Annotated in this window: 25 protein-coding genes; 5 read left to right on the top strand and 20 right to left on the bottom strand. The window is 72.5% G+C overall.

All coding sequences use genetic code 11. The features are described from left to right. Positions 1–123: 123 nt before the first annotated feature. The 6 genes from ACZ7GJ_RS03610 to ACZ7GJ_RS03585 form a co-directional block, all read right to left on the bottom strand. Positions 124–552 (bottom strand): ATP-binding protein, encoded by a 429-nt coding sequence (locus ACZ7GJ_RS03610; protein ID WP_470749041.1) that lies wholly within the window; start codon positions 550–552, stop codon positions 124–126. A gap of 226 nt (positions 553–778) precedes the next feature. Next, the gene (locus ACZ7GJ_RS03605; RefSeq protein ID WP_365918804.1) at positions 779–1171 is read right to left on the bottom strand and encodes a (deoxy)nucleoside triphosphate pyrophosphohydrolase; all 393 of its coding nucleotides are present in this window, start codon (positions 1169–1171) and stop codon (positions 779–781) included. Positions 1172–1233: 62 nt separating this feature from the next. Next, positions 1234–1419: an SPOR domain-containing protein gene (locus ACZ7GJ_RS03600; RefSeq protein WP_365918806.1), complete on the bottom strand. Its 186-nt coding sequence runs from the start codon at positions 1417–1419 to the stop codon at positions 1234–1236. 278 nt (positions 1420–1697) lie between these two features. Then, positions 1698–2450: a GntR family transcriptional regulator gene (locus ACZ7GJ_RS03595; RefSeq protein WP_470749038.1), complete on the bottom strand. Its 753-nt coding sequence runs from the start codon at positions 2448–2450 to the stop codon at positions 1698–1700. Positions 2451–2588: 138 nt separating this feature from the next. Then, entirely contained in the window at positions 2589–3731 is a 1143-nt protein-coding gene (locus ACZ7GJ_RS03590) for a DUF4190 domain-containing protein (protein WP_470749036.1), read from the bottom strand. A 141-nt stretch (positions 3732–3872) separates the two neighbouring features. Continuing rightward, a complete protein-coding gene (locus ACZ7GJ_RS03585) occupies positions 3873–5447 on the bottom strand; it encodes a S8 family peptidase (RefSeq protein ID WP_470749034.1) in 1575 nt (524 codons plus the stop codon). Between the two features lie 207 nt (positions 5448–5654). On the opposite strand from ACZ7GJ_RS03585, the gene ACZ7GJ_RS03580 reads away from it, so the two are divergent. The 3 genes from ACZ7GJ_RS03580 to ACZ7GJ_RS03570 are packed head-to-tail and all read left to right on the top strand — an operon-like array spanning position 5655 to position 8580. After that, on the top strand, positions 5655–6827 hold the full coding sequence (locus ACZ7GJ_RS03580; RefSeq protein WP_470749032.1) for a pyridoxal-phosphate dependent enzyme: 1173 nt from the start codon (positions 5655–5657) through the stop codon (positions 6825–6827). Between the two features lie 9 nt (positions 6828–6836). Further along, a complete protein-coding gene (locus ACZ7GJ_RS03575; RefSeq protein ID WP_470749030.1) occupies positions 6837–7646 on the top strand; it encodes an isocitrate lyase/PEP mutase family protein in 810 nt (269 codons plus the stop codon). 43 nt (positions 7647–7689) lie between these two features. Continuing rightward, complete coding sequence (locus ACZ7GJ_RS03570; protein WP_470749028.1) at positions 7690–8580, top strand: EamA family transporter; 891 nt, start codon at positions 7690–7692, stop codon at positions 8578–8580. 36 nt (positions 8581–8616) lie between these two features. Here ACZ7GJ_RS03570 and ACZ7GJ_RS03565 read toward each other — a convergent pair whose 3' ends face one another. The 4 genes from ACZ7GJ_RS03565 to ACZ7GJ_RS03550 form a co-directional block, all read right to left on the bottom strand. Next, positions 8617–9411, bottom strand: coding sequence for a trypsin-like serine peptidase (locus ACZ7GJ_RS03565; RefSeq protein WP_470749026.1), 795 nt, complete (start codon positions 9409–9411; stop codon positions 8617–8619). Continuing rightward, positions 9408–10496: an alpha/beta hydrolase gene (locus ACZ7GJ_RS03560; protein ID WP_470749024.1), complete on the bottom strand. Its 1089-nt coding sequence runs from the start codon at positions 10494–10496 to the stop codon at positions 9408–9410. The genes ACZ7GJ_RS03565 and ACZ7GJ_RS03560 overlap by 4 nt, the downstream gene beginning before the upstream one ends. A gap of 142 nt (positions 10497–10638) precedes the next feature. After that, positions 10639–11748: an alpha/beta hydrolase gene (locus ACZ7GJ_RS03555; protein ID WP_470749022.1), complete on the bottom strand. Its 1110-nt coding sequence runs from the start codon at positions 11746–11748 to the stop codon at positions 10639–10641. Between the two features lie 110 nt (positions 11749–11858). Continuing rightward, the gene (locus ACZ7GJ_RS03550) at positions 11859–12296 is read right to left on the bottom strand and encodes a MarR family winged helix-turn-helix transcriptional regulator (RefSeq protein ID WP_365918825.1); all 438 of its coding nucleotides are present in this window, start codon (positions 12294–12296) and stop codon (positions 11859–11861) included. Between the two features lie 79 nt (positions 12297–12375). Here ACZ7GJ_RS03550 and ACZ7GJ_RS03545 point away from each other — a divergent pair, with 79 nt between their 5' ends. After that, the gene (locus tag ACZ7GJ_RS03545; protein WP_470749020.1) at positions 12376–13422 is read left to right on the top strand and encodes an SMP-30/gluconolactonase/LRE family protein; all 1047 of its coding nucleotides are present in this window, start codon (positions 12376–12378) and stop codon (positions 13420–13422) included. 13 nt (positions 13423–13435) lie between these two features. On the opposite strand, the gene ACZ7GJ_RS03540 is transcribed toward ACZ7GJ_RS03545, so the two are convergent. After that, the gene (locus ACZ7GJ_RS03540) at positions 13436–13831 is read right to left on the bottom strand and encodes a pyrophosphohydrolase domain-containing protein (RefSeq protein WP_470749018.1); all 396 of its coding nucleotides are present in this window, start codon (positions 13829–13831) and stop codon (positions 13436–13438) included. Positions 13832–14002: 171 nt separating this feature from the next. Between ACZ7GJ_RS03540 and ACZ7GJ_RS03535 the strand changes: the two genes are divergently transcribed. Continuing rightward, a complete protein-coding gene (locus ACZ7GJ_RS03535) occupies positions 14003–14470 on the top strand; it encodes a MarR family winged helix-turn-helix transcriptional regulator (RefSeq protein WP_301370282.1) in 468 nt (155 codons plus the stop codon). A gap of 173 nt (positions 14471–14643) precedes the next feature. Here the strand turns inward: ACZ7GJ_RS03535 and ACZ7GJ_RS03530 are convergent, their stop codons facing one another. From ACZ7GJ_RS03530 to ACZ7GJ_RS03490, 9 genes are all read right to left on the bottom strand, one after another. Then, positions 14644–15294 (bottom strand): MBL fold metallo-hydrolase, encoded by a 651-nt coding sequence (locus tag ACZ7GJ_RS03530; RefSeq protein ID WP_470749016.1) that lies wholly within the window; start codon positions 15292–15294, stop codon positions 14644–14646. Between the two features lie 6 nt (positions 15295–15300). After that, positions 15301–16287 (bottom strand): quinone oxidoreductase family protein, encoded by a 987-nt coding sequence (locus ACZ7GJ_RS03525; protein WP_470749014.1) that lies wholly within the window; start codon positions 16285–16287, stop codon positions 15301–15303. Positions 16288–16419: 132 nt separating this feature from the next. After that, the gene (locus ACZ7GJ_RS03520; RefSeq protein ID WP_470749012.1) at positions 16420–18360 is read right to left on the bottom strand and encodes an HAD-IB family hydrolase; all 1941 of its coding nucleotides are present in this window, start codon (positions 18358–18360) and stop codon (positions 16420–16422) included. Between the two features lie 107 nt (positions 18361–18467). Further along, positions 18468–20066, bottom strand: a complete 1599-nt coding sequence (locus tag ACZ7GJ_RS03515; protein ID WP_470749010.1) for an MFS transporter — start codon at positions 20064–20066, stop codon at positions 18468–18470. A gap of 174 nt (positions 20067–20240) precedes the next feature. Beyond that, positions 20241–21167 carry an aldo/keto reductase gene (locus ACZ7GJ_RS03510; RefSeq protein WP_470749008.1) on the bottom strand — a complete coding sequence of 309 codons (927 nt, stop codon included), beginning with the start codon at positions 21165–21167 and terminating at the stop codon, positions 20241–20243. A gap of 234 nt (positions 21168–21401) precedes the next feature. Then, positions 21402–22634 (bottom strand): beta-ketoacyl-[acyl-carrier-protein] synthase family protein, encoded by a 1233-nt coding sequence (locus tag ACZ7GJ_RS03505; RefSeq protein ID WP_470749006.1) that lies wholly within the window; start codon positions 22632–22634, stop codon positions 21402–21404. A gap of 2 nt (positions 22635–22636) precedes the next feature. After that, the gene (locus ACZ7GJ_RS03500) at positions 22637–22900 is read right to left on the bottom strand and encodes an acyl carrier protein (RefSeq protein WP_470749004.1); all 264 of its coding nucleotides are present in this window, start codon (positions 22898–22900) and stop codon (positions 22637–22639) included. A 53-nt stretch (positions 22901–22953) separates the two neighbouring features. Then, on the bottom strand, positions 22954–23970 hold the full coding sequence (locus ACZ7GJ_RS03495; protein ID WP_470749002.1) for a beta-ketoacyl-ACP synthase III: 1017 nt from the start codon (positions 23968–23970) through the stop codon (positions 22954–22956). Next, positions 23967–25616 carry an FAD-dependent monooxygenase gene (locus ACZ7GJ_RS03490; protein WP_470749000.1) on the bottom strand — a complete coding sequence of 550 codons (1650 nt, stop codon included), beginning with the start codon at positions 25614–25616 and terminating at the stop codon, positions 23967–23969. The genes ACZ7GJ_RS03495 and ACZ7GJ_RS03490 overlap by 4 nt, the downstream gene beginning before the upstream one ends. Positions 25617–25644 lie beyond the last annotated feature (28 nt).

The raw sequence follows: 25644 nt of genomic DNA, 5'->3' as shown, positions 1-25644 counted from the left end.
ACCGGACCGGCCATGACCGAAGTATTCAGCACCACGGCCCCTGACGGCACGGCGCTCACGATCACGAAAAGGTCCCGTTAGTTTCCGGCCATGCCGTGTGATCGGTGGCACCCCTTCACCTTGTTACTCACCAGGAAGAGCCAACTCGAACCACACCGTCTTGCCCGACTTCCCGTGCCGGGTCCCCCAGCGCTGTGCCGAGGCGGCCACGAGGTGCAGTCCCCGGCCGCCCTCGTCGTCCGGCGCCGCGATGCGCTCGCGGGGCGGATCCGGAAGCGGATCGGAAACCTCCACGAGAAGCGCCGGGCCCCCCGGCGGCCCTCCGGCGGCCGGATTCCGCCGTACCAGGCGGACTCCGATCGGGCCGGAGGCGTAACGCAGCGAATTGGTGACCAGCTCGCTGACCAGCAGGACGGTGACGTCGCCGACGGAGTCCAGGCCCCAGGAGCGGAGTTTGCCGCGCACGGCGTGCCGGGCGGTGCGGACCGCACCCGGTTCGGCGGGGAAGGCCCATTCGGCGCATTCACCGTCTGTGTCGATCACGCCGATCACTTCCCGGGCCAGCAGCGACCCCAGTCCGGTTCGCCCGAGGCGAGAGGGGGACGAGATAGGGATTAATAGCGACATACCCGATATTCGCGGCGTCGTACCACTCGATCCCCCACGCACCGGCGCACTGTGGCGCATACGGCCTACAGCGCGAGCGTCACGCGCCCCCGTGCGCCGGGCCGTGCCGCCCCACGGGTGCGGCGGCGGTGTTCCTCAGCGGCCCCGGCGGTCAGCCGCCCAGCCTGCGCCCGGCCTCGGCGACCGCCGGGCGGTCCTGGTCGAGCCAGTCGACGGAGTCCAGCTCGTGCGGCCCGAGCCAGCGCAGCTCGTCGTGGTCCTCCAGCGGCGCAGGCTCCCCCGACAGCAGCCGGGCGGTCCACACGTGCAGGACGAGTCCGGGCCGCAGCGGCCACTCGCCCGGGATCCGCTCCAGCGCCTCGGTCTCCACGCCGAGTTCCTCGCGCAGTTCGCGCACGAGCGCCTCGGGTACGGTCTCGCCGGGCTCGGCCTTGCCTCCCGGCAGCTCCCAGCGGCCGGCCAGCTCCGGGGGTGCGCTGCGGCGGGCGGCCAGCAGGCGCCCCTCATGACAAAGGGCTCCGCCCACGACCACTCGTACAGTCATGGGCGGAGCCTAATGGCAGCGTCGCGAGCGCTGCGACGTTCGGTCGTCGCTCAGTTCGTCGCTCAGTTCGTAGTGGCGGTCTGTCCGATCCGCTCGACCCAGTAGAGCTGCTTGTGTCCTCGGTCGTCGAGCTTGTCGACGACCTTCTGGGCCTCGGCCCGGGTGGAGTACCGGCCCACCCGGTAGCGGTTGCCGTTGTCGTCCTGCCGTATGACAAGCCACTGGAGCAGGGCACCGCTGTCGTTCATCGCGTTTCACCCTCCGCCGATGTACCTGCCCGGGAAACCGCATTGCGCATATGCCCGAGCTTACGCCCGACCTTTACACAGCGGATACGGTTTTTCACGAAGAGGTACCTCCCAGGCGTACGCATCCGGCCACGCGTACGAGTGGGCCGTGCGCGCCGGTTCGAACCCGGCGCAGAGCGGGGCGTCGCGATCACGGGCTCACGGCGTGACGGCCCGTCATTCCAGGGAGCCGCACGGGGGTTGCACCCCCGGGACACCCCGTCCGCGCTCCGGTGCGGTCAGCGGACCGGGAGGTGGTAGGAGAGGCGGTAGCGGTCCGCGGGGACCACCACGTCGGCCGTTTCCACGGCACGGCCGGAGGCGAAGTAGGTGCGGCCGATCACCAGGACCACATGGCCCGGGACCCCGCCGAGGAGGCCGATCTCCTCCGCCAGGCCGGGTCGGGCGCCGACGTCCTCCACGACGTTGTCCACGACCACGTCGATGGCGGCCATCCGGTCCACCACCCCCGAACCGCCGAGCGGACCCTCCTCCGGCAGCATCACCGGGGTCCGCCCGGTCACGGCGAGCGGCTCCCAGGAGGTCGACAGCATCATCGCCTCCCCCGCGTCGCGAAAGACGTACCGCGTCCGCATGACGCGCTCGCCGGGCTCGATGCCGAGCCGCTTCGCGATCTCCGCGGGCGCGGGCGCCTGCTCGCTGCTCGACTCCCACGTGCCGCGCGCGCCGGCGTCCGCCTGCTCCTGGCGGAAGGGGGTCGAGGCGCCGCCCGTGCGGTACCCGGAGCGGGCGACCCGCCGGGGCACCGGCTGCTCGCGCACATACGTACCGGAGCCGGACCGGCCCTCGACCAGCCCCTCCGCCATGAGGACCTTGCGCGCCTCCAGCGCCACGGTGTCGGAGACCCCGTACTCCTCGCGGATCCGGGCCTGCGAGGGGAGCCGGGCGTGCGGGGGCAGGGACCCATCGACGATCTTCCGTCGCAGATCCCCGGCGACGCGCAGATAGGCCGGCTGCTCACCGAAAGTCACTGGCCACTCCCATCAGGTTGACAGACAGCTACACCCTGGCAACCGACGGTTGTACATCGCAAGCAAGGGCCAGAGTTTCACCCGAAGTGATGAAGCCAGGTCACTCAAACCCGTTACCGCGTGTCACACCAGAGCCGCTCAAGCCGAGCCGGTCGACGGGCCCTCGCCCGCCCCGCCGCCCGAGCCGCCGTCCGGATCCTCCGAGTCACCTGGGTACTCCGCCAGCCACTCCGGAACCGTCGTCGCCAGCCCGTACGCGCCGCGCAGCGCCTTCTCGGTCTCCACCGACATCGCGTCCAGCGCCCGGCTCCACGCCCGGTCGAACCCCTCGGCCGTCACCTCCCGGGCCGCCCGCTGCCACTCCTTGCGCGCCGCCTCGACCTCCTTGAGCCGGGCCCCCGCCTGCGCGGCCACGTCCGGCCGCTGCGCGGCCTCGCCCAGTACCCGCGCCTCGCCCTCCAGAGCCCGGTCGACCTCCCGCGCCCACTCCCGGTACTCGGGGGTCGCGTCCTCGACGTCCGAGTCGGGCACGCGGCCCATCGCCAGGTCGACGTCGTTCACCGCGCGCAGGAACGCCACCTGCTCCGGCGTCAGCATCCCGGCGTCCTTGCGCAGGCTCCCGCGGTGCTCCTCCTCGGCCGTGCCGATGACGCACAGCAGCCGCCGGTCGCCCTCGCGCCACGAGGCGCGCGAGGGCGAGAAGTAGAACATCTCCGCGTAGTCGGGCAGCGCCCACGTGTCCATCGCGTACGCGTCCTGCGCCTTCCAGCAGTCGTCCGCGGAGGACTTGCGCAGCGGCTCGGTACCCGGATAGCCCGGCTGGGTCAGCAGGGCGGAGGAGGTGACCTCCGCGTCGTGCACCTGCGCGCAGTCGATCCGGTACACGAAGGGGTCCTCGTCGAGCAGGTCCCCGCCCGGCACGTTGAAGCAGTCGCCCACCCGCAGTTCGTCGATGTCGGTCAGGTCGCCCTCGACGTTCTCGAACTGCTCCAGCGCGCTGACCCGGTCGAAGAAGCCCTCCGTGAACCGGTCCGCGACGGAGACGAGGGCCACGGTCATCACCAGCGAGACCGCGAGGCCGGCGACCGCCAACGGCCGTCCCCGCTCCCGCTTCTTCGCGATCTGTACGAGGGCCACGACGCCGAAGACGACACCCAGCGGCGGCAGGCACAGCAGCCCGACGAGCAGCGAGGCCAGCGCGAACCCGTTGAGCGGGGGCTTCCCGTACGCCTGCGGCTGCTGCGGCGGAACGGGCCAGAAGGGGGGCGGCTGGGTGCTCACGGGGTGAGGTGCTCCATCGAAGGACATGGCGGCGGCAAACGGCGCGAACGAATGCGCGAATAGTACGCAGCGGGGGCGACCGGTCAGTCGGTCGCCCCCGCGGTTCGCGGATCAGTTCAACGTGCCTTCAGCCCGTGCGGTTCAGAACTGCAGCGCCCAGGAGTCGATCTTGCCGGTGTCGATGTTCGCGTTGTCGTTGACGCGGAGCTTCCAGACGCCGTTGGCCACCTCGGAGGAGGCGTTGACCGTGAAGGTCCTGATGATGTTGTCCGCGCTGCCGCCGGAGCGGTTGTGCAGGGTGTAGACCGAGCCGTCGGGGGCGATCAGGTCGACCTTCAGGTCACCGGTGTAGGTGTGCTTGATGTCGACCGGCACGCTCAGGGTCGCCGGGGCGTTGCCGGAGATCCCGCTGACGGTGATCGGCGACTCGACGGTGGAGTTGTCGTTGATCGCGTAGTCCGCGGTGTTCTCGAAGCGGGTGCCCGGGTTCGGCGGGGTGGTGCCGGCGCCCACGTAGAGAAGGCGGTTCGGGGAGCCGCTGCCGGGGCCGGTCACGACGTTCGGCGTGGCCGCGGCGACCAGAGCGTCGCGGACCTGGACCGGGGTGCTGGCCGGGTTCTGCGACAGGTGCAGCGCCGCCGCGCCCACGACGTGCGGGGTGGCCATCGACGTGCCGGAGATGGTGTTCGTGGCGGTGTCCCCGGTGCCCCACGAGGAGGTGATGGAGGAGCCCGGCGCGAAGATGTCCAGGATGGAACCGTAGTTGGAGTAGCTCGCCTTGGCGTCGGTGCTGGTGGTGGCACCGACGGTGATGGCCTCGGCCACGCGCGCCGGGGACTTGGAGGAGGCGTCGGTGGACTCGTTGCCCGCCGCGACGCCGTAGGTGATGCCGCTGGCGATGGAGTTGCGTACGGCGGTGTCCAGCGCGGAGTCCGCGCCGCCGCCGAGGGACATGTTGGCCACGGCCGGCTTGACGGCGTTGCGCGTCACCCAGTCGATGCCCGCGACGACCTGGGCGGTCGTCCCGGAGCCGTTGTTGTCGAGCACGCGGACGCCGACGATCTTCGCCTTCTTCGCCACGCCGTACGAGGTGCCCGCGACGGTGCCGGCGACGTGCGTGCCGTGGCCGTGGCCGTCCTGGGCCGTGTTGTCGTTGTCGATGGCGTCGTAGCCGTAGGAGGCGCGCCCGGTGAGGTCCTGGTGCGTGATCCGGACGCCGGTGTCGATGATGTACGCGGTGACGCCCTCGCCGGCCTTGTCCGGGTAGGTGTAGCTCTTGTCGAGCGGGAGCGCGCGCTGGTCGATGCGGTCCAGGCCCCACGACGGCGGGTTGGGCTGGGTGGCGTCGACGGTGAAGGTCCGGTTCTGCACGACCGACTTGACCGCCGGGTCGGCCGCGAGCTTCTTGGCCTGCGCCTCGGAGACCTCGACGGAGTAGCCGTTGAGGGCGGCGCTGTAGGTCCGGTCGATCTTCGCGCCGTACCGCTTGGCGACGGCCTTGCCGCTGTCCGCGGTGGAGCGGGCGGCCGAGTCGTTCAGGGTCACGATGTAGCTGCCGGAGACGGTGCCGGCGGCGCCGGCGTTCTCGATGACGCCCTGCGGGGCGGACTCGGCCGCCGAGGCGGGTAACGCGGCGGCCGCGCCGAGCGCGAGGGCCGCGACGGCGGTCGCGCTCAGGCCGGCGAGCTTCCGGCGGGTGTGACGCATCACGGACATGTGGGGGTCCTTCTGATAGGTGGTGCGCTGCGGGGGGTGAGCGGCGACGCACGGGCAGATTTAGCCATGCTCATGACAAGACATTCGGCCCGAGGGACCGTCGCCTCCGAAAAGGTTGACCCACCCCGTCGACTCCCCACAAGAGGACTGCGGACGCGTAACATCCCTGCCATACACCGGCCATGAACGAGCAAAGGCGCTCCGCACATGACGCACGCACTCCCCGGTTACGTCTGCCCCGAGGACGGCACGGGCGCGGACGCCCGGACGGCGCCGTGGTGCTGCCCGGTCTGCGGCGGGCCCTGGGACCTCGACTTCGCACCGGATCCGGCCAGCCCCCTGGAGCCGGCCGCGGGCCCCAACTCGCTGTGGCGGTACGGGTCCGCACTGCCGCTGCCGGGGGCGTTCTCGGTGACGCTGGCGGAGGGGAACACTCCGCTGGTGCCGCTCGCGGAGCGGGTTCACGCCAAACTCGACTTCCTGATGCCGACGCTGTCGTTCAAGGACCGGGGCGCGGTGATGCTCGCGGAACTGGCGCGGCGGCTGGGCCCGAAGCGGGTCGTGGCGGACAGCAGCGGCAACGCGGGGACCGCCTTCGCCGCGTACTGCGCGCGGGCGGGACTGAATTGTGAAGTCTTTGTGCCGGAGGGCACCTCGGAGAAGAAGACCGAGCAGATGCGGGCGCACGGCGCGACGGTCCGGGTGGTCCCGGGCGGCCGGGAGGCGGCCGCGCGGGCGGCGCGCACGGCGGCGGACCTGCCCGGGGTGTTCTACGCGAGCCACGTGTTCAACCCGTACTTCCTGCACGGCACCAAGACCTACGTGTACGAGATCTGGGAGGCACTCGGCGGCCACCTCCCCGAGGCGCTGGTCGTCCCGGTGGGCAACGGCACCCTGCTGCTCGGGGCCGCGCTGGCCGTGGAGGAGCTGGCCCGGCGCGGGGTCAGGCCCCCCGCACTGATCGCGGTCCAGTCGGCCGCGGTGGCCCCGCTGGCCTCCGCCTTCGCGGCGGGCGCCGAGGACGCGGAGCCGGCGCCCGCGCTCCCCACCCTGGCCGAGGGCATCGCGATCCCGGCGCCGCCGCGGGCCCGGCAGATCCTGTCGGCGGTCCGCAAGTCGGGCGGCACCTTCCTGACGGTCCCGGACGACCGGCTGCGCGCGGCCCAGCACGACCTGGCCCGCCGGGGCCTGTTCGTGGAGCCGACGGCCGCCGCCTGCTGGGCGGCGGTGGGCCCCGCCGCCCCCGGGGACCCCCTGCAAGGCCGCACGGCGGTGGTCCCCCTCTGCGGAGCGGGCGCCAAGACGGGCCTGGCACAGCACTCCGCCGGGCCGGGGCAGACGTCGGAAAATCGCCAGCCGAGCGGTGCGGACGTCTGGTGAACTGGCCCCATGACCAGTCACCTTGACCTTGCCCGCCAGTTCGCCGCACTGCACGACCCGGCCGCGCCGCTGGCCCTCGCCAATGCCTGGGACGTGGCCAGTGCCCGCCTCGTCGAGGCCGCCGGGGCTCCCGCCGTCGCCACCACCAGCGCCGGAGTCGCCTGGTCGCTCGGGGCGCCCGACGGGGACGCGCTGGCCCGGGACCGCGCGCTCGACCTCGTCGGCCGGGTGGCCGGCGCCGTCTCCGTGCCCGTCACCGCCGACATCGAGGGCGGCTTCGGCGCCGACCCCGCCGGGGTCGGCGAGACCGTGGCCGGGGTGCTGGCCGCCGGCGCCGTCGGCATCAACATCGAGGACGGCACCCGCGCCCCCGCCGACCACGCCGAGCGCCTGGCCGCGGCCCGCGCGGCAGCCTCGGCCGCCGGGATCCCGCTCTACATCAACGCCCGTATCGACACCTACCTCTTCGGCCTCGGCGCCGAGGAGACCCGCCTCGACGAGACCCTGGCCCGCGCGGCCGCCTACCTCGACGCCGGAGCCACCGGCATCTTCGTGCCCGGCGTCACCGACCCCGCCACCATCGCCGAGCTCGTCAAGGGCATCGACGCCCCGCTCAACATCCTCGTCGGCCCCGGAGCCCCGGCCGTCGCCGAGCTGGGCGCCCTCGGCGTGGCCCGCGTCAGCCTCGGGTCCTGGGTCGCCGAAGCCGCGTACGCCGTGGTCCGCCGCGCCGCCGAGGAGCTGATCTCGGGCGGTACGTACGGCTCGCTCGCGGGCTCCCTCCCGTACGGCGACCTCAACGGCCTGCTCAAGGGCTGAGACGCACCAAAAGATGTAGACGGCAGCGATCTAGGCTCTGATCATGTCCCGCTCATCGGCTCGCATCTGGACCGCCCTCGCCCTCGTCTACGTCCTGTGGGGCTCGACCTACCTCGGCATCCGGATCGTGGTCGAGACCATGCCGCCGTTCCTGTCCGCCGGAGCCCGCTTCATCACCGCCGGCCTCCTGCTGGCGGCCGTCGTCGCCTGGCGCCAGGGCCCGGCGGCGCTCAGGGCGAGCCACCGGCAGCTCGGCTCGGCGGTCCTGGTCGGGCTGCTGCTGATCCTCGGCGGCAACGGCCTGGTCGTGCTCGCCGAGACCTCGGTGCCCTCGGGCCTGGCCGCGCTGCTGGTGGCGGCGGTGCCGATGTGGCTGGTGCTGCTGCGGGCCGCCACCGGGGACCGGCCGCCGCTGCGCACGCTCGGCGGGGTGCTCCTCGGCCTCGCCGGGCTCGCCGTCCTGACCGCTCCGGGCATCACCGGCGAGGTCAGGCTCGGCGGGGTACTGCTGGTGGTGGGCGCCTCGGCCCTCTGGTCGCTCGGCTCGTTCTCCGCGGCGAGGCTGACCCTCCCGGACAACCCCTTCACCGGCAGCGCGTACCAGATGCTCGCGGGCGGGGTCGGCGGCGTCGTCGTCGGCCTGTGCCGCGGCGAGCAGCACGGCCTCGACCCGGGCGGCTTCTCCACCGCGTCCTGGCTGGCGCTGGGCTACCTGGTCGTCTTCGGCTCGCTCATCGGCTTCACCTCGTACGTGTGGCTGCTGCGGGCGGCGCCGCTGTCGCTGGTCTCCACGTACGCGTACGTCAATCCGGTCGTGGCCGTCGCCCTCGGCTGGCTCATCCTCGACGAAGCGCTGACCTGGCCGATCCTGCTCGGCGGTGCGATCGTCGTCGCGGCGGTGTGCGTGATCGTGAGCACCGAGCGCCGCAGCTAGCCGCGCCTGGGGCGAGGGCGAGGGCGGGGGCGGGGCTCAGGACTTCGAGGCGCGCTCGTACAGGGCCTTCGCCCGCTCGTCGAACAGCGCGGCCGTCGAGTCCACGTCGGTGTCCCCGCCGCTCAGCACCCCGATCAGCCGCCCCGGCTGGTTCGGGCCGCCCCGGTCCGCGACCCAGGGGCTGCCGCTGGTGCCGGTCCAGAACCCCGCGCAGCTGATGTAGAGCATGTCCGGGTCGTTCTCGTCGTGCCGGGACTGGGTGGTGCAGGCGACGGGCTTGTTCTCCGGGTTGTGCTGCGACTCCGGGTAGCCGACCACCGTCACGTCGCGCTCGTAGCCGGAGGTCCAGTCGGGCCTGGGGGCCTCGCCCCTGCCGACGGCGGCCTGCAGGCTGCGCCCGTCCCCGTCCGGCTCGACGGTCAGGAAGGCGAAGTCGGCGGTGTCCTCGCCCCACTTCGTCCAGCGCTCGTCCACCTGGATCGAGCGCACCTTCCACACCCCGAGGGGCTGGCGCCCCGAGCCCTCCCCGGAGAAGGCCGGGGCGAAGGCGAGCTCGCCGATGGCCATGCCGTCGTGCGCGACCTCGCCCGGCAGGCCGTCCTCGCCCGCCGGGGCCACGCAGTGCGCCGCCGTCGCGACGACGTTGCCCTCGGGGCTGTCGACGACGCTCGCCGTGCACCAGTGCTCGCCGTTGGCCATGAGCACGCCGACGGTGGGGAAGGGGAGCGCCTGCCTGTCTCCCGAGGCCGAGGTCTTGAGGAACACCACGGCGAGCACCGCGGCGACCCCGGCGACGGCCGCGGAGGCGACCCCCTTCACCGCCGGGCTCATCGCACGACGGGTTCGGGGGTAGGCGCCGACATCACCTTGCTGATCCACTCCAGCGAGCCCTCCCTCATGCCCCGGACGTACGACTTCCCGTTGTGCTCACCATCCTGGATCACCTGCAGCGTGGTGTGCACGGGGCCCTTGCCGTAGTCGTTCATGAACTTCTCGGCCTTGTCGCGGCCGCCCTCCTTGGTGCCGATCTGGAAGTTGATGTAGACGTCCGGGCCGCCGTCCTTGATCAGCTTCTCGGCGAGCCTCTCGGGGTTGTTCTCGTCCATGGCCTGCGTGTTCCCCTTCCACAAAGGGGAGTCGGGGACGATGTCGACCCCGCTCGCGATGGCCGCCTTGAACCGGTCGGGGTACTTCAGGACGTGCTTGAAGGCGCCGAATCCGCCCGCGGAGGAGCCCATGAAGGCCCAGCCGTCGCGGGAGGTGAAGGTCCGGAAATTGGCCTTCGTGAAATCCGGGACGTCCTCGGCCATCCAGGTGCCCATCTTGGGCTCACCGGGGATGTCCGAGGCGTCGAAGTGGTGCTGGGTGTCGGCGTTGTGCACCGGCATGATCAGGATGAAGGGCAGGCTGGTGCCGGCCTTCACCCCGTCGCTCACGGCCTGCTGGAGGCCGAGGCCGGGGCCGGTCCCCCAGTAGTTCGTGGGGTAGCCGCGGCCGCCGGGCAGGGAGATCAGCACCGGGAAGGCGCTCTTGGCGTACTTCGGGTCGTCGTACTCCTTGGGCACCCACACCCACACGTCACCCGTGAAGCCGGACTTCTTCCCGGTGAGCGTGGTCCGGCCGATCTGCGTACCGTCCGGCATCCGGTGCGTACGGATGAACTTGGCGGCCGGTCCGGAGGGCATGCGTACCCCCGGCCGGGTGTCGTCGGAGGCCTTGGAGGCCTTCTGCTGCTGGACCTTCCCGAAGGAGACCGGATCCCCTATGTCCGAGAAGAATCCGTACTTGTACGCGGCCGCACCCCCGGCGGCCAGGGCGAACGCGAGTCCACCGCTGATCAGAATCAGGCGCAGGTGCTTGGGTCGACGGCGGGCCTTGGTCGTGGCGCTGCCGTCGCCCGGCTGGTCATGCTGCACGGAATGTGTCCCGTTCCTACTCCGGCGCTCGTCAGAGGAGCGCGGGCCGGACCGATTGGTCCCCCTCTTACATCCTTAACAGAGGTGTGAACGACCGGATGGGTTGCCTGGGACGGGTGAGACGTGGCCCGAACCACGTGGATCAGCCGGTTTCGGGCTTCGGGCCCTTCAGCACCTTGCTGATCCACTCCAGCGAGCTCTCCTTCATGCCTCGCACGTAGTGCCAGCCGTTGTGCTCGCCGTTCTGGATGTCGTAGATGGTCGTCTTCACGGGACCCTTGCCGTACTGCTGCTGGAACTTCAGCATCCGGTCCTTGCCGGACTCCTTCGTGCCGACCTGGAAGTTGATGAAGACCTCGGGGCCGTTGGTGTCGATCAGCTTCTGCGCCAGCGTCTCGGGGTTGTTCGCCGCCATCTCCGCCTGGTGGCCCTTCCAGAGCGGGGAGTCCGGGACGATCTCGCCGCCGCTGGCGATCACGGCCTTGAACTTGTCCGGGTGCTCCAGAAGGGTCTTCATGCCCACGAAGGCGCCGGAGGAGGACCCCATGAAGGCCCAGCCGTCACGGGATTTGTACGTACGGAAATTGGCCCGGGCGAAGTCCGGGACGTCCTCGGCGATCCAGGTGCCCATCTTCGGCTGACCGGGTATGTCCGAGCCGTCGTAGTAGTACTTGTTGTCGGGGTTGAGCACCGGCATGATCACGACGAACGGCAGGCTGGTGCCGGCCCGGACGCCCTCGCTGATGGCCTTCTGGAGGCCGAGGCTGCGGTCGGACCAGTAGTTGGCCGGGAATCCGTTGCCGCCGGGGAGCGCGATGAGCACCGGGAAGGCGCTCTTGGCGTACTTCGGGTCTTCGTACTCCTTGGGCGCCCACACCCAGACGTCACCCTCGAAGCCGGACTTGGCACCCGCGAGGCGGGCCTTGGCGATCACCGTGCCGTCGTCGAGCCTGGTGGTCTGCTTGAAGTCGGACTTCGGACCGGACGGCATGAGCACGTCGGGGTCGCCGCTCGGCTGGGGGGTGGGCTGCGGGGCGGACGGCTTCTCCTCGGCCGGGCCCGTCGGCGGCTGGGGCCGGGGCTGCGACGGGGTCTTGCCGAAGCTCACGGACTCGCCGTCGCCGGAGAACCAGTCCAGCTTCCAGGCGGCGAATCCACCGGATATGAGGAGCACGAGCGCGACCACGGCGCTGATCCACACCGCACGCCGGGGGCGCCGGGGCGGGGCCGGGGGCTGCGGGTACTGGTTCACGAACTTCGCTCCGAACGGTCACGACTGCCCCGGGGGGACAGCACGGCGGGCAATCCCGGCAAAAACCCGAACAAGATCTCATATGTCCTCCGTGCGGACCGGCTCCGGACTCACGTCCGCGCGTCGAGCCGCTCCACGCACCGGCCCAGCAGCCGGACGAGCAGCTCCCGCTCCTCCCCCGTGAACTCCTGCGCGAGGGAGCGCTCCACGGCAACCGCCCCCGCGTCCGCCACCTCCATCACGGCGCGCCCCTCGTCCGTGAGCCGGGTCTCCAGCACGTTGCCGTGCAGCTCGTGCGGGGTCCGCTCGATGAGCCCGCGCTCCTGGAGGTTCTTCAGCACGGTGTTCATCGTCGGCGGCGTCACCCCGCACAGGCGGGCGAGCCCGGCCGCGGAGATGCCGGGCTTCTCGGAGAGCCAGAGCAGCGCGGTGTACTGCGGAACCGTTACTGCGGCTGACTTCACGGCGGCGTTCTTGGCCGCGAGGAGCGCCTGCTCAGCGCGCTTGATGTGGGAGCCGATGCGCTCCTCGACGGGCATGGAGGTCATTGCGGCATCCTACGGGCCTTGTACGAATTAGAGCTCTAACTTACATTCGCAGCCACCCACTCAGAAGAGGACGTCTGACGTGAAGCTCCTGCCTGCCGCACCGCCCGCCGCCCTGCCCGCCGCCTTCCTGGCCCTGACCCTGGCCGCGACCCTCACCCTCACCCTCGGCGCAGCGCCCGCCGCCCGGGCCTCGGACCCCCGCATCACGACGGCCTTCACACTCCCCGGCGCGAAGGTCTTCCCGGAGGGCATAGCCGCCGACCCCCGCACCCGCACCGTGTACGTCGGCTCGTACACGGACGGCACGATCTACCGGGCCCGCCCGGGCCGGACCACGGCCGAGGTCTTCCTGCCGTCCGGCACCGACGGCAGGCGCACGGCGAACGGCCTGCGGGTCGACGCCCGCGGCCGGCTGTGGGTGATCGACTCCACCTCGGGGGTCTCGGTCTACGACCAGGCGTCCGGCGCCCGGCTGGCCCGCTTCGAGGTGACCGGGGACGCGCCGTTCTTCGTCAACGACCTGGCCATCACCCCCGACGGCACGGCGTACCTGACGGACAGCGTCCGCGCCGTTGTCTACCGCGTGACCCCCGACCTGCTCGCGGCCGGCTCCGGGCCGCTGCTCCCCGCGTACGACCTGAGCGGGCACCTCACCCCGTCCCCGGCGGGCGGCTTCAGCCTCAACGGGATCACCTCGGACCGGGCCGGCCGGTACCTGCTGACGGTGGACATGACGGCGGGCGACCTGCACCGCATCGACCTCGGCACGGGCGCGATCACCCGAGTCGCCCTCGAAGCCGGCCCCGGCCCCGACGGCAGCGCCGCGGGCGGCCCCGGCGCCCGGCTCGTCCACGCCGACGGCCTGGACCTGGCTCCCGACGGCACCCTGCGCGTGGCCCTGAACACGGTCAACACCGTGTCGAGCTGGCGGCTCGACGGGGACGGGACCCGCGCCCGGCTGATCCGTACGATCACGGACCCCTCGCTCCAGATTCCGACCACGCTGGTCCGCACCCCGGGCCGCACCCTGGTGGTCCGCTCCCAGTTCGACCGCGAGGGCGGCCCGATGCCTCCCGGCACCGGGGCCCCGACCGCCTTCACGGTCGCCGCGGTCCGCGGGCTCTAGGGCCGCGTCGACGCTAGCTCCTGCCGAGGACCGAGGCGACGTCCGGCGGGACGTACGAGTCGCCCTTGAGCACCTTGCCGTCGGCGCGGAGCTCGGGGCGGCCGTCCGGCCCCAGCTTGCTCATGTTGGCGCGGTGGACCTCGGCGATCACCGCGTCGAGGTCGATGCCGTACGCCGCGGCGGTGCCGTAGGCGATGTACACCACGTCGGCCAACTCGTGGGCGATGTGCGCGAGTTCCCCAGCGGCCGTCGCCTCGGCGAGCTCCGCGACCTCTTCGTGGAGCAGGTCCTGGCGGTGCAGGGCCAGTTCGGGCGAGGGCTGCGTGGGGACGGCGGGGCAGTCGAGTCCGAAGGCGCGGTGGAAGGCGCGGACACGCTCGGCGGTCGACTCGGTCGGGTCCTGGTTCATCGGGAGATCGTATCGGCGGCGGATTCCCTCCACCGAGTTAACAGAACCCTGTCACTGAACAGGGTATTGCCTTCTATGAGATGCATGGTAGCGTTGCCATGAGGCTTAGCTCGGCACATTTATATACGCCTCAGCGGGGGGATTACCTGTCTCTGTAAATAAAGGAGCGGCATGAGCCGGTCGTCCAGAGTGGCCGAATTCGAACAGGAAGTGGCTGCTCGAGTAGGACACGTCATTAAGCGTGCCGAACAGGCATTGATCGGAGAGAAGAGCAGGGTTCTCCGTGATCTCGGCCTGACAGTTCCACAGTATGCAGCACTGATGGCGCTCTCCTATTCGCCGGGCATGTCAGGGGCTCAGCTGGCGCGCGTCTGCCTGGTGACACCGCAGAGCATGGCCACCGTGCTGGCCAATCTCGAGTCGAAGCGCTTGATCGAGCGACAGACTTCCGATCTTCATCAAAAGGTGCTCGTCACCAAGTTGACGCCGGCCGGACGCGCTCTCGTCAAGAAAGCCGACACCGTCGCCCGCAAGGTGGAGGCGAAGCTCTCCAATGCCTTGTCGGCCGATGAGCAGAAGCAATTGCGGGATCTTCTGGAACGGTGCATCACCGCTCTGACGGAAGAGGAAACCCCGTAGCCTTCCGGCAGGGATTCAAGAAGTCCGGCCCCGACCCGCCAAGGGTCGGGGCCGGACTGATTTCCGGGCCCGTCCACACAGCCCCCGGCATGCCGAAACTCCGGCCCTCCAGGGCGACTTGTGGAGTCGCCCGGAAGGACCGGAGTCCCGTCTGCACGGCAGCGGAGCCCTGCTCAGGAAAGCGGGAGGAACCCGCGTACCGCGCCCACCGTGGTGGTGCCCCCGTGGCCCGGCAGCACCGTCGTCCGGTCCCGCCGCGGACCGCAGACCCGGGACATCGAGCCGGCCAGTACGTCCGGGTCCCCCACCGGCGGGAACGCCCGGCCGAGGCCGTCCGCGAGCAGGCTGTCCCCGGTCAGCAGCAGCGAGTCCTCGCCGGCCTGCAGCGAGTACGCCACCGATCCCGGGGTGTGGCCCGGGGCGTGGTGCACCTCGATGTCCAGGCCCGCGAGGCTGAGCAGCCCCTCGTCGGGCAGCGGGCGCACCAGCTCGGGCTCCGAGCGCGGGAAGCCCCGCAGCACCGCCGCGGGGAAGTCCGCGGGCAGCCCCGCCTCGGGGCGCACCAGCATCTCCCGGTCCAGGGGGTGGATGTACGCGGGTACGCCGAGCTCCTCGCACAGCGGCGCCACGGACCAGGTGTGGTCCATGTGCCCGTGGGTCAGCAGGACCGCCTCCGCCTGGAGACCACGCTGCGCCAGGGCGGCGCGTACCTGGGCGGTCGCGTCCTGCCCCGGGTCCACGACGACGCACGGGCCGTCGGGGCCCGCCGCCAGGACGTAGCAGTTCGTACCGAAGGAGCCTGCCGGGAATCCGAGGACCAGCACGTCACGTCACCGGCCGTCGACGGTGACGACGTACTTGCCGACGGAGGCGCGCGACTCCAGCAGCTCGTGGGCCTTGGCCACGTCCGCGAGCGGCAGCTCGGTGACCTCGATGCGGACCGAGCCGTCGGCCACCGCGCGCAGGGCGCTGCGCAGGTGGTCGCCGAGGACCGCCGGGCGGCTGTTGGCCAGGCCGCCGAGGTTGTAGCCCACCAGGGCGGTGCCGGTGAACCAGACGTGGTTGGCCTGGTAGGAGGTGTCCTGTGCGGCCGCGTCGCCGAAGATGACGTGGCGGCCGAGCGGCGCGAGCAGGCCGTTGGCCGTGCCGCGGGTGTCGCCGCCGATGGAGTCGAGGACGACGTCGACCCCGGCGCCGTCGGTCAGCCGCCGGACCTCATCCTCCAGCCGGTCGTAGGTGACGACCGCGTCGTAGCCGAACTCCAGGGCCTGCGCGGCCTTCTCCGGCGAGCTGGTGGCGCCGATGACGCGGGCGGCTCCCGCGGCCCGGGCGAGCTGGGCCGCCGCGGTGCCCACGCCCCCGGCCGCGGCCAGGACGAGTACGGTGTCGCCCTGCTCGACGCGGGCCGCGGCGTGCACGACGCCCCAGGCGGTCGCGCCGTTGCACAGGGCGGCCGCCGCCAGGGCGGACGGCAGCTCGGCGAGCTCGCCCTCCAGCGGTACGGTCAGCTCGGCGCGGGCCGAGACGAACTCGGCGTTGCCGCCGCCGTCGAGGGTGAGCGCGGCGACCCGCTGGCCGGGACGCAGGCCGGTCACGCCCTCGCCCACGGAGCGGACGGTGCCGACGGCCTCCAGTCCGGGCACGTGCGGCAGGCCGACGGGGAACTGGCCGCGTCGGAACATCACTTCGGCGAAGTTCACGCCGGCGTGGGTGACCTCGACGACCACGCGGCCGGGCGCGGCCTCGGGCTCGGGGGCGTCGTGGACGACGGTCAGGACATTGTGGTCGCCGAATTCGGCGAAACGTGCGGCGCGCATGGCCACCTCCGGGGGGAGATCGATGGTGTGAGGGAAGAGGGGGACGAGAGGGACGAGCTGGAAGTCAGGTGCAGGGGGTGTCGCGGGCTAGCGGGTGTGTGGCGGGCACCGCGGACATCCGCCAGACACCCCCTAGGGGGTCCGCAGGTGCTGCCGGACGCTGCGGCGCGCCTTCATCCCGAGGACCCCGTCACGGACGAGTTCCTCCAGGAGCGGCGCCACATCGAGCTCCGAGCCGCCCAGGCCGCGCCGCAGCCCCTGCTGTACGGCGAGGGCGACGTCGGTGCCGACCACGTCGAGCAGGCGGAACGGGCCGTGGGGGAAGCCGCAGCCGCCCGTGACGGCGGCGTCGACCTCCTCCACGGTGCCGCGGCCCTCGCCGACGATCCGGGCGGCGTCGTTGATGAGCGGGAACAGCAGGGCGTTGACGATGAATCCGGCCCGGTCGGTGCAGTGCACCGGGGTCCGGCCGAGGCCGCGGCACAGGGCGTCGGCGGTGGCGACGACCTCGGCCGCGGTGGTGTCGGTCCGGACGACCTCGACGAGGTTCATCGCGGGGGCCGGGTTGAAGAAGTGGAGGCCGATGACCTCGGCCGGGCGGCTCACGGCCGCGGCGAGCCGGGCCACGGGCAGGCTGGAGGTGGTCGTGGCCAGGACCGTGCCCGGTCCGCAGGCGCGGTCGAGACGCGTCAGGACGTCGAGCTTCGCGTCGAGGTCCTCGGCGATCGCCTCGACGACGAGGTCGCAGCCGGCGAGCGCGTCGGCCGAAAGGACGGTGGCGCACCCCTCCAGGACCCGGTCGGCCTCGTCGCGGGGCATCCGCGTGGACAGCAGGGCCCGGTGGACGGCCGGTCGGGCCGCCTCGGCGCGCTGCTCGGAGCGCGCGAGGAGGCGTACCGGGTGGCCGGAGGCCAGGAACACGGCCGCGATGCCCGTCGCCATGGTGCCGGAGCCGACCACGCCGACCTCGCGCACGGTACGGGGCTCGGCCCCCGCGGCGAGCGACGCCGGGGCCGCGGCCACGGGTGCCCGGTGCAGGCGCGCGAACGCCCCGGCGGGCAGGCCCAGGGCTTCGGAGGCGCCCTGCGCGGTGTGCGGGCCGATCGAGGCGAGCAGTTCGAGGGGGCCGCCGCGCATCCCGCAGCCGAGCCGCATGGCGGTGTCGACGTCCTCGGGGGCGGCGTAGCCGTCGGCGACCATGGCGGCCGCGCGGCCCAGGTAGCGCAGCAGCAGCTCGGCCCCGGTGCGCCAGTGGGGCTCCTCGGGGGTGCCGGGCAGGCCGCTGCGGCGGGCGAGTTCGCCGAGCGGGTCGCCGGCCCGGGCAGCGGCGGCCGGGTCGTCTGAAGAGGCAGGGGCGGCAACGTCGGCAGCCGGGTGGGAAGCGGCCGTCGCCGGGGGGTGCCCGGCGATGCCCTTCATCCGGTGCCAGCCGCTGTCCTCGGCGCGCTCCGCGAGGACGGGGTCCTCGCCGATGACGTGCGCGTGGCCGACGGCGGTCAGCAGCGGGAGGTCGGAGGCGTGGTCGCCGTACGCGTGGCAGTCCGCGGGATCGGCCCCGGCGGCGCGCATGTCGGCCTCGGCCGCGACGGCCTTGGCGTCGCCGATGACCGCGACCGTCAACTCGCCGGTGTAGCGCCCGTCCTTGATCTCGGGCCGGGAGCACAGCACCACGTCCGCGCCGACGTAGGCGGCCACCGGGTCGAGGCAGGCGGGGAAGGAGCCGGAGACCAGCACCGTACGGTCACCCGCGCGCTGGTGCTCGCGCAGGGCGTCGAGCACGGGCGGGTGGAACAGTCCGCCGGACGCCAGTTCCTGCGCGAACCAGGCGCGGCCCTCCCGGGCGACCTCCTCGACCGAGCAGCCCGCGTACAGGCCGTAGTACTCGCGGTTGGTCACCTCGCGCGGTATGCCCTCGGCGGCGCGCCGGCGCAGGTTGGCGGCGGCCTCCTCGTAGGCGGAGTCGGGCGCGCCCTGGGCCCGCAGGTGGAAACGCAGGAAGCGGAACATGCTCTTGACGGTGATGAGGGTCTCGTCGACGTCGAAGAAGGCCGTGCGCCGGGCCTGGTCGTTCATGCGGTACTCCGGGAGCTGTGTTCGGTGGTGACGGCGGCGGCCGGGCCGCCGCCCGGGGGCGGTGCGGGGGATTGCCCGCCCCCGGGCGACGGGGTCGGACGGCCGGACTAGTTGGCCGCGCCGCTGAGGGCGGGTTCCGGGGACTCGGTCTCCGTGCCCGGAGCGGTCGCCTCCGGGGCGGCCTCCTCCTTGCGCGGACGGCACAGGACCCACAGGAAGGGCACGGTGACCAGGCAGATGGCGGAGAGCACCCAGAGGATCTCGTGCATGGCGCCGCTGTAGGCGGTGGAGGCGAACTCGGTGTAGGCGCCGCGGAGGGACTCCTCCACCTTCGTCGCGGAGGTCGCCAGGTCGCCCTGCGCGAGCTGGTTGGCGACGTCGCCGGCCGAGCCCGCGGCGGCGTAGTCGCCGATGCCGTCGGCCAGCTGCGAGCGGGTGACGCTGACCATCAGCGAGCCCATGGCGGCGATGGCGATGACCTCGCCGGTGATGCGCATCGTGTTGAACATGCCCGCGGCCATGCCGGCGCGGTGCGGCTCCACGGAGCTGACGGCGGCGCCGTCCAGCACGCCGTTGGAGATGCCGAAGCCGATACCGATGACGACCAGCGGTCCGGCCAGCGCCAGGACGCCGATGTTGGCCTCGATGACGGTCAGCCAGGCGGTACCGGCGGCGACCAGCGTCATGCAGGTGACCAGCAGGGCGCGCGGCGAGAGCCACTTGGAGGCGTAGCCCGCGATGGCCGGCATGACCAGCGTGGGAGCGGTGAGGAGCAGCAGGAGCAGACCGGCGTCGGCGGCGGAGATGCCGTCCACGGCCATGAAGTACGAGGGCAGGAAGACCAGGAGGGCGACGAAGCCGAAGGCGAGGGCGACCGGGGTCACGCACAGGGCGACGTACTGCGGCTGGCGGAAGAGGCCCAGGTCGAACATGGGGTGCGCGGAACGCGATTCGACGAGGACGAAGCCGGCGAGCAGCAGGGCGGAGCCGACGAGGAAGAGCAGGACGACCGGGTGCGCCCAGCCGATCTGGGGGCCTTCGACCAGCGCGAGGATGAGCAGGAAGAGGCTGGAGGTGAAGGTGAGGGTGCCGGCCCAGTCGACCTTGGGGGCCTCGGGGTTGCGGCCCTCGGGGATGCGCAGGGCGGCGATGACGACGACCACGGCGACGATGGCCTGGGCGTAGAAGAACCAGCGCCAGTCGAGTGCGCTGGTCAGCGCGCCGGCGGCCAGCGGGCCGAAGGCGAGGCCGATGCCGAAGCAAGTGCCGTAGAAGCCGAAGGCGCGGGCGCGGGCGGCGCCGTCGAAGGCGTTGGCGAGGGCGGAGCTGGCGCTGGTGATGACGGCGGCGGCGCCGATGCCGGCGATGCCGCGGACGATGTCGACCAGGGTGATGTCGGTGGCCGCGCCGGCGATGAGCGAGCAGAGCGCGAAGACCGTCATGCCGCCGAGGAACATCCGGCGGCGGCCGATGATGTCGGACAGCGAGCCGCAGGCGAGCAGGAAGCTGGCGAACGTCAGGTCGTAGGCGTTGACGACCCACTGGAGGTCGGCGAGGTCGCCCCCGAGGTCGGCACCCATGGCGGGGAGGGTGACGGAGGTTCCGGTGATCGAGGTGGGCAGGAGCGCGGCGATCAGGCAGGCCGCCAGCAGCGTGATGCCCGCTCGGGAGGGTGCTCGGTCCATGGGCTGTGCGGTTGTACTCACCGGGAGTACCTCCTCGGGGTTTCGGCAGGGGGTGAAGGCATGCGGAAGGGGGGGTCCCAGGGGCCGCTCGCGGCGGGGGCCGCGGCGGCCAGGACCAGTCGGAACAGTATCAGGGTTCTTACTCAGAACGTCGGTTGAGCTGTATCAGGATTCTGCTACTTGGCTGATTTCAAATCAGTAGCGGGTGCCGACGGCGGACGGCAGACCCGTGAGACGGTCCAGGTCGGAGGGGCTGAGCCGCACGTCGACCGCCGCCACGTTCTCGCGCAGGTACCCGACCCGCTTGGTGCCCGGGATGGGTACGACGTGCTCGCCGCGCGCCAGCACCCAGGCCAGCGCCACCTGCGCGGGCGTGGCGCCGTGCGCCTGGGCCACGTCCCGTACGGTGTCCACGATCCGCTGGTTGGCGGCCCGGGCGGCGTCGGAGAACCGCGGGTTGGTGGCCCGGAAGTCGTCGTCCTCGAACTGCGTCGACGTGTCGATGCTGCCGGTGAGGTAGCCCCGGCCCAGGGGGGCGAAGGGGACGAAGGCGGCGCCGTTCGCCGCGCACCAGCCGACGACGTCGTCGCCCTCCAGCGCGTCGCGCGTCCACAGGGACAGCTCCGACTGGATGGCCGTCACCGGATGCACGGCGTGCGCCCGGGCGGCCTCGCCCGCCGTCACCTCGGAGAGCCCCAGGTGGCGCACCTTGCCCTCGGCGACCAGTTCGGCGAGGGCGCCCCAGGTGTCCTCCAACGGCACGGCGGGGTCGACCCGGTGCAGGTAGTAGAGGTCGATGACATCGGTGCGCAGCCGCTTCAGGCTCGCCTCGACGGCCCGGCGCACCTGGGCCGGGGAGCCGTCCCGGTGCATCTGCTTGGTGGCCAGGTCGTCGACGACCAGGCCCATCTTGGTGGCCAGGACCACCTCGTCGCGACGGCCCTGGAGGGCCTCGCCGACGAGGGACTCGTTGTGCCCGTCCCCGTAGATGTCCGCGGTGTCCAGGAACGTCACGCCCAGGTCGAGGGCGGTTCGGATGACCTCCACGGAGGTGCTGTCGGTGCGCTGGGATTCGGCGTACCCCCAGCTCATTCCCATACAGCCGAGCCCGATGGAGCTCACGTCCGGTCCTGCGGAACCCAGTTGGCGCGTCTTCAAGGCGGTACCTCACGATGTGTCGTTCAAGGGGCGGGGGGAGGGAAGCACGAGGGGGGAAGAAGGATGGTCGGTGCCGGCCGGCGCGTCGGCACAGCGCGCCGGCCGGCACCCGTTCGAGGGGTCGCGGCGATGGCGGACCGGAACGCTAGGGGGTGTCTGGCGGATGTCCGCGGCGTCGCGACGCCCGGCAGACACCCCCTAGGCGGCGGTCACGACCAGCGCCGCGTTGTGGCCGCCGAAGCCCGCCGAGTTGCTGATCGCGGCGAGCAGCCGCGTCTGCCGCGGCGCGCCGGCGACCAGGTCCAGGGCGATGTCCGGGTCCCTCTCGGTCAGGTTGGCCGTCGGCGGGATCCGGCCGTGCTTGACGGCCAGGACCGTGTACGCGGCTTCGATCGCTCCGGCCGCCGCCAGCGGGTGGCCGGTGACGCCCTTGGTGGAGGAGACGGCCGCGCCCTCGCCGAACACGCGGTACAGGCCGCGCGCCTCCGTCACGTCGTTCATCGGCGTGGACGTGCCGTGCGCGTTGACGTGGCCGATGTCCTCGGGCGCGAGTCCCGCGTCGGCCAGTGCCGCGCGCACCGCCCGCTCGACGCCGTGGCCCTGCGGGTCCGGCGCGGTGGCGTGGTGGGCGTCCGAGGAGGCCCCGTAACCGCTCACGTACGCGTGCACGGAGGCACCCCGGGCCCGGGCGTCGGCGGCGCGTTCCAGCACCAGGATGCCGGCGCCCTCGGCGGCGACGAAGCCGTCACGGTTCGCGTCGAAGGGCCGCGAGGCCAGCTCCGGGTAGTCCATCCGCTTGGACAGCGCGCCCATCTGGTTCAGGCCCGCCATGACGGTGGGGCTGATCGCCGACTCCGAACCCCCGGCGATCACCACGTCGCAGGCGCCGCTGCGCAGCAGGTCCTGCGCGTAGCCGACGGCCGTGGTGCCGGAGGCGCAGGCCGTGGCGGTGACCAGGCTCGGCCCCTTGGCCCCGCAGTCGATGGCCACGTACCCGGCGACCATGTTGACCATGGACATCGGGACCAGCATGGGCGAGACCATGCCCGGGCCCTGTTCGCCCATCGTCTGGCACTGCCGCTCGAAGGTGGTCGATCCTCCGAGGGAGTTGCCGATGACGACCGCCACCCGGGCGCCGTCCCACTGCTTCGGATCCAGTCCGGAGTCCGCGACCGCCTCCCGTGCGGCCGCGATCGCCAGCTGGACGAAGCGGTCGTAGCGCCACGCCTTGGTACGGCCCAGCAGTGCGGCCGCGTCGAATCCGGGCACCCGGCAGGAGAAGTCCGGCTTGCCGCCCTCCAGTTCCGGGTCGCAGGCGGCGGCGCTGCGGCCCGAGAGGACGCGTCGCCAGTTCTCGTCTACTCCGATGCCGGCCGGGGTCACCAGGCCCAGGCCGGTGACCGCGATGCCGTCTCGCTGCGCTGTGCCCATCGTCAGACCGCCGCCTCGGCCTTGGTCAGCATGAGCTTCTCGACGTCCGCGACCGTGGGGCACTCCAGCAGCTCGTAGTCGAAGACGTCGACGCCGAACTCCTGCTGAAGGGTCAGGGCGAACTCCACCAGGACGAGGGAGTCGAACTCCAGCTCCTCGAAGGTGGTGCCGGCCTGCACCTCGGCGCTGTCGACGCCGAAGTGGCGGCCGAGGACGGCGGCGATGCGGGTGAAGGTGTCGGTGGTGGTGTCGGTGGTGGTGGTCATGGTCGTCTTGCTCCTGTGTGTCGTGCCGTGAGGTGAGAAGGAAGGGGGTGGTGTCAGCCGGCCACGAGGTCCGGCCAGTTCAGGGCGGCGCTCCCCCAGGTGGCGCCGCCGCCGAAGGCGCTGAGCAGCACCTTGTCGCCACCGCGCAGGCGGCCGGTGGCCACCGCGTCGGCGAGGGCCACGGGGATCGAGGCGCCGGCGGTGTTGCCGACGTGCTCGATGTGGGAGAAGACCTTGTCCCCGGGGACGCCGAGCCGGTCCCCCAGGGCCTTGAGGATGCGGGCGTTGGCCTGGTGTCCGACGAAGAGGTCCACGTCGTCGGCGCTCCAGCCGACCTTGCCGAGCACCTCGCGGGCCGAGGCGTCCATACGGACGACCGCGTTCATGAACACCTCGCGGCCGCGCATGCTGAACCACGCGTCCGCGGGGTCCGCCGTCACGCCGGCCGTCGGGTCGGCCGCGAGCGGCTGCTGCGAGCCGCCCGCCCGTACGGTGATCAGGTCGGCCAGCGCCCCGTCGCTGCCGAGGTCGATCCCCAGCACCGCGCCGGGGTCGCCCTCCTGGCCGGCGCCGAGCACCATGGCTCCCGCGCCGTCGCCGAAGATCGCCACGGTGGAGCGGTCCTGCGGGTCGAGCAGGGTGGTGAAGGCCTCGGCGGCGATGACGAGCACGCTGTCGGCCTGGCCCGCGCCGATCATGGCGGCCGCGGTGGACAGCGCGTAGAGGAATCCGCTGCACACGGCCGAGACGTCGAAGGCCGGTACGCCGGTCAGCCCCAGCCGGTACGCCACGTTCGGCGCGGTGGCCGGGCAGGGCCGGTCCGGGGTGGTCGTGGCCAGCACGACCATGTCGACCGAGTTGACGCCGGCCGAGTTCAGGGCCCGCCGCCCGGCCTCGACCGCGAGGTCGCCGGTGCTCATGCCCGGGTCGACCACATGGCGCTGCCCGATGCCGGTGCGGCTGCGGATCCACTCGTCCGAGGTGTCCAGGCGGGCGGCGAGCATGTCGTTGGTGACCACCGTCGGGGGCAGCCAGGCACCGATGCCGCGGACCACGGCGACGCGCGTCATGCCGTCACCTCGCGGGAGGTCCCGAAGGCGGTATCGGCGGCGGGCAGCAGCCCGGCGCGCCGCAGTGCGGGCGCGATCTCCCAGGGCCGGGTCAGCGGCACGAAGGCCGCGAGGTGCCCGTCGGGGCGGACGACCGCCGCGACCGGGTCGCGCGGGAAGCTCCGCTCCAGGTCCGGCGAGACGACCTCGGCCAGGTCCACCACCGGTGTCCCGGCGGGTATCGCCGCGCGGGCGGCCGCGGCGCGCTCGGCCCAGCCCGGCCCCCGGTGGACGCCGGGCCACAGCAGCACGCTCGGCAGGTCCCCCGCGATGCGCGGCCGGCCGGTGCGCCGGTCCGCGTCGCCCGGCTCGGCGACGAAGACGGGCAGCCGGGTGCCCGGCCGCGCCCCCGAGACGCCGGCCAGCCGGGTGGCGGCGCCCTTGACGGCGGACCACCGGTCCTGCGGCGGGGCGTAGCCGATGTCGAGCTGGCTCATCACCGGGGCCGCGACGCGCTGGAGCAGTCCGGTGCGGTCGGCGACGCGGGCGATGCCGTCGCGGGCGGCGGTGCGTGCCCGGCCGCTCACCAGGCCCCAGCGGGTCTGCAGTCCGGTGGTACGGGTGATCCGGTGGGCGGCGGCCCGGCGTTCGGCGTCGTACTCGTCGAGCACGGAGTCGGCCAGCCGGCCGCGGATGACCCCGGCGAGCCGCCAGCCCAGGCTCACCGCGTCGATGAGGCCGGTGTTCATGCCCTGCCCCCCGGCCGGGCTCATGATGTGCGCGGCGTCGCCGGCCAGGAAGCAGCGCCCCTGCCGGAAGGTCGCGGCCGTACGGCAGCGCAGCCGGAACGTGGTGCTCCAGTGCAGTTCGCCGATGGTGCCCGCGCCCGGCGCGACCTGCTCCAGGCGCTCCTGGAACAGGTCGCGGGACGGCGCGGCGGCGCCCTCCTCCTGGTGCGGCACGCTGACGGCCAGCCGGAAGTTCACCCCGTCCAGCGGTGCGAGGCCGAAGGCGCCCCGGGCGGAGTAGAGGTAGTGCAGCATGCGGTGCGAGAGCCCTCCCTCGACGGGGGCGTCGGCGATCGCGAAGGTCAGGTCCGGCGCCGAGCCCTCGAAGGCGATGCCGAGCTGCTTGCGTACGGTGCTGTGCGCGCCGTCCGCGCCGACCACCCAGCCGTACTCGGCCTCCTCCAGCGCCCCTTCGGCGGTGCGCAGGCTCACCCGCGTCCGCTGCTGCGGGCCCTGGGTGAGGCGCTCCAGGGTGACGCCGCGCTCGATGCTGCCGCCGAGTTCGAGGAGGCGCTTCTCCAGCACCGACTCGGTGACGTTCTGCGGGACGGTCAGCGCGAAGCGGTACGGGGTGCCGGGGAGGTGGTTCATGGACACCGAGCCCAGGCGGTTGCCCTCGGAGTAGAAGCTCACCCCGTCCACCTGGTGGCCCGCGTCGATCAGCGGGGCGGCCGCGCCGATGCGGCGCAGCTGTTCCAGGATGCGCGGCCAGACGATGGCGGCCCGGGAGTGCTCGGGCGAGGTGACGGAGGCGTCGACCAGCCGGACGGGGATGCCCTGCTGTACCAGTTCGCAGGCGACCACCAGGCCGACCGGGCCCGCGCCCACGACCAGCACGTCGGGTGCGGGTGCGGACTCGCGTCGTTGTTCAGGGGTCATCGTTGCGCTCCGGGTCGGGGTCGTCGGT

The sequence above is a fragment of the Streptomyces sp. NPDC037242 genome (genome assembly GCF_055604165.1).
Note: the sequence above shows the minus strand (reverse complement) of the source record. Positions and strands in the feature narration are given on the sequence as shown.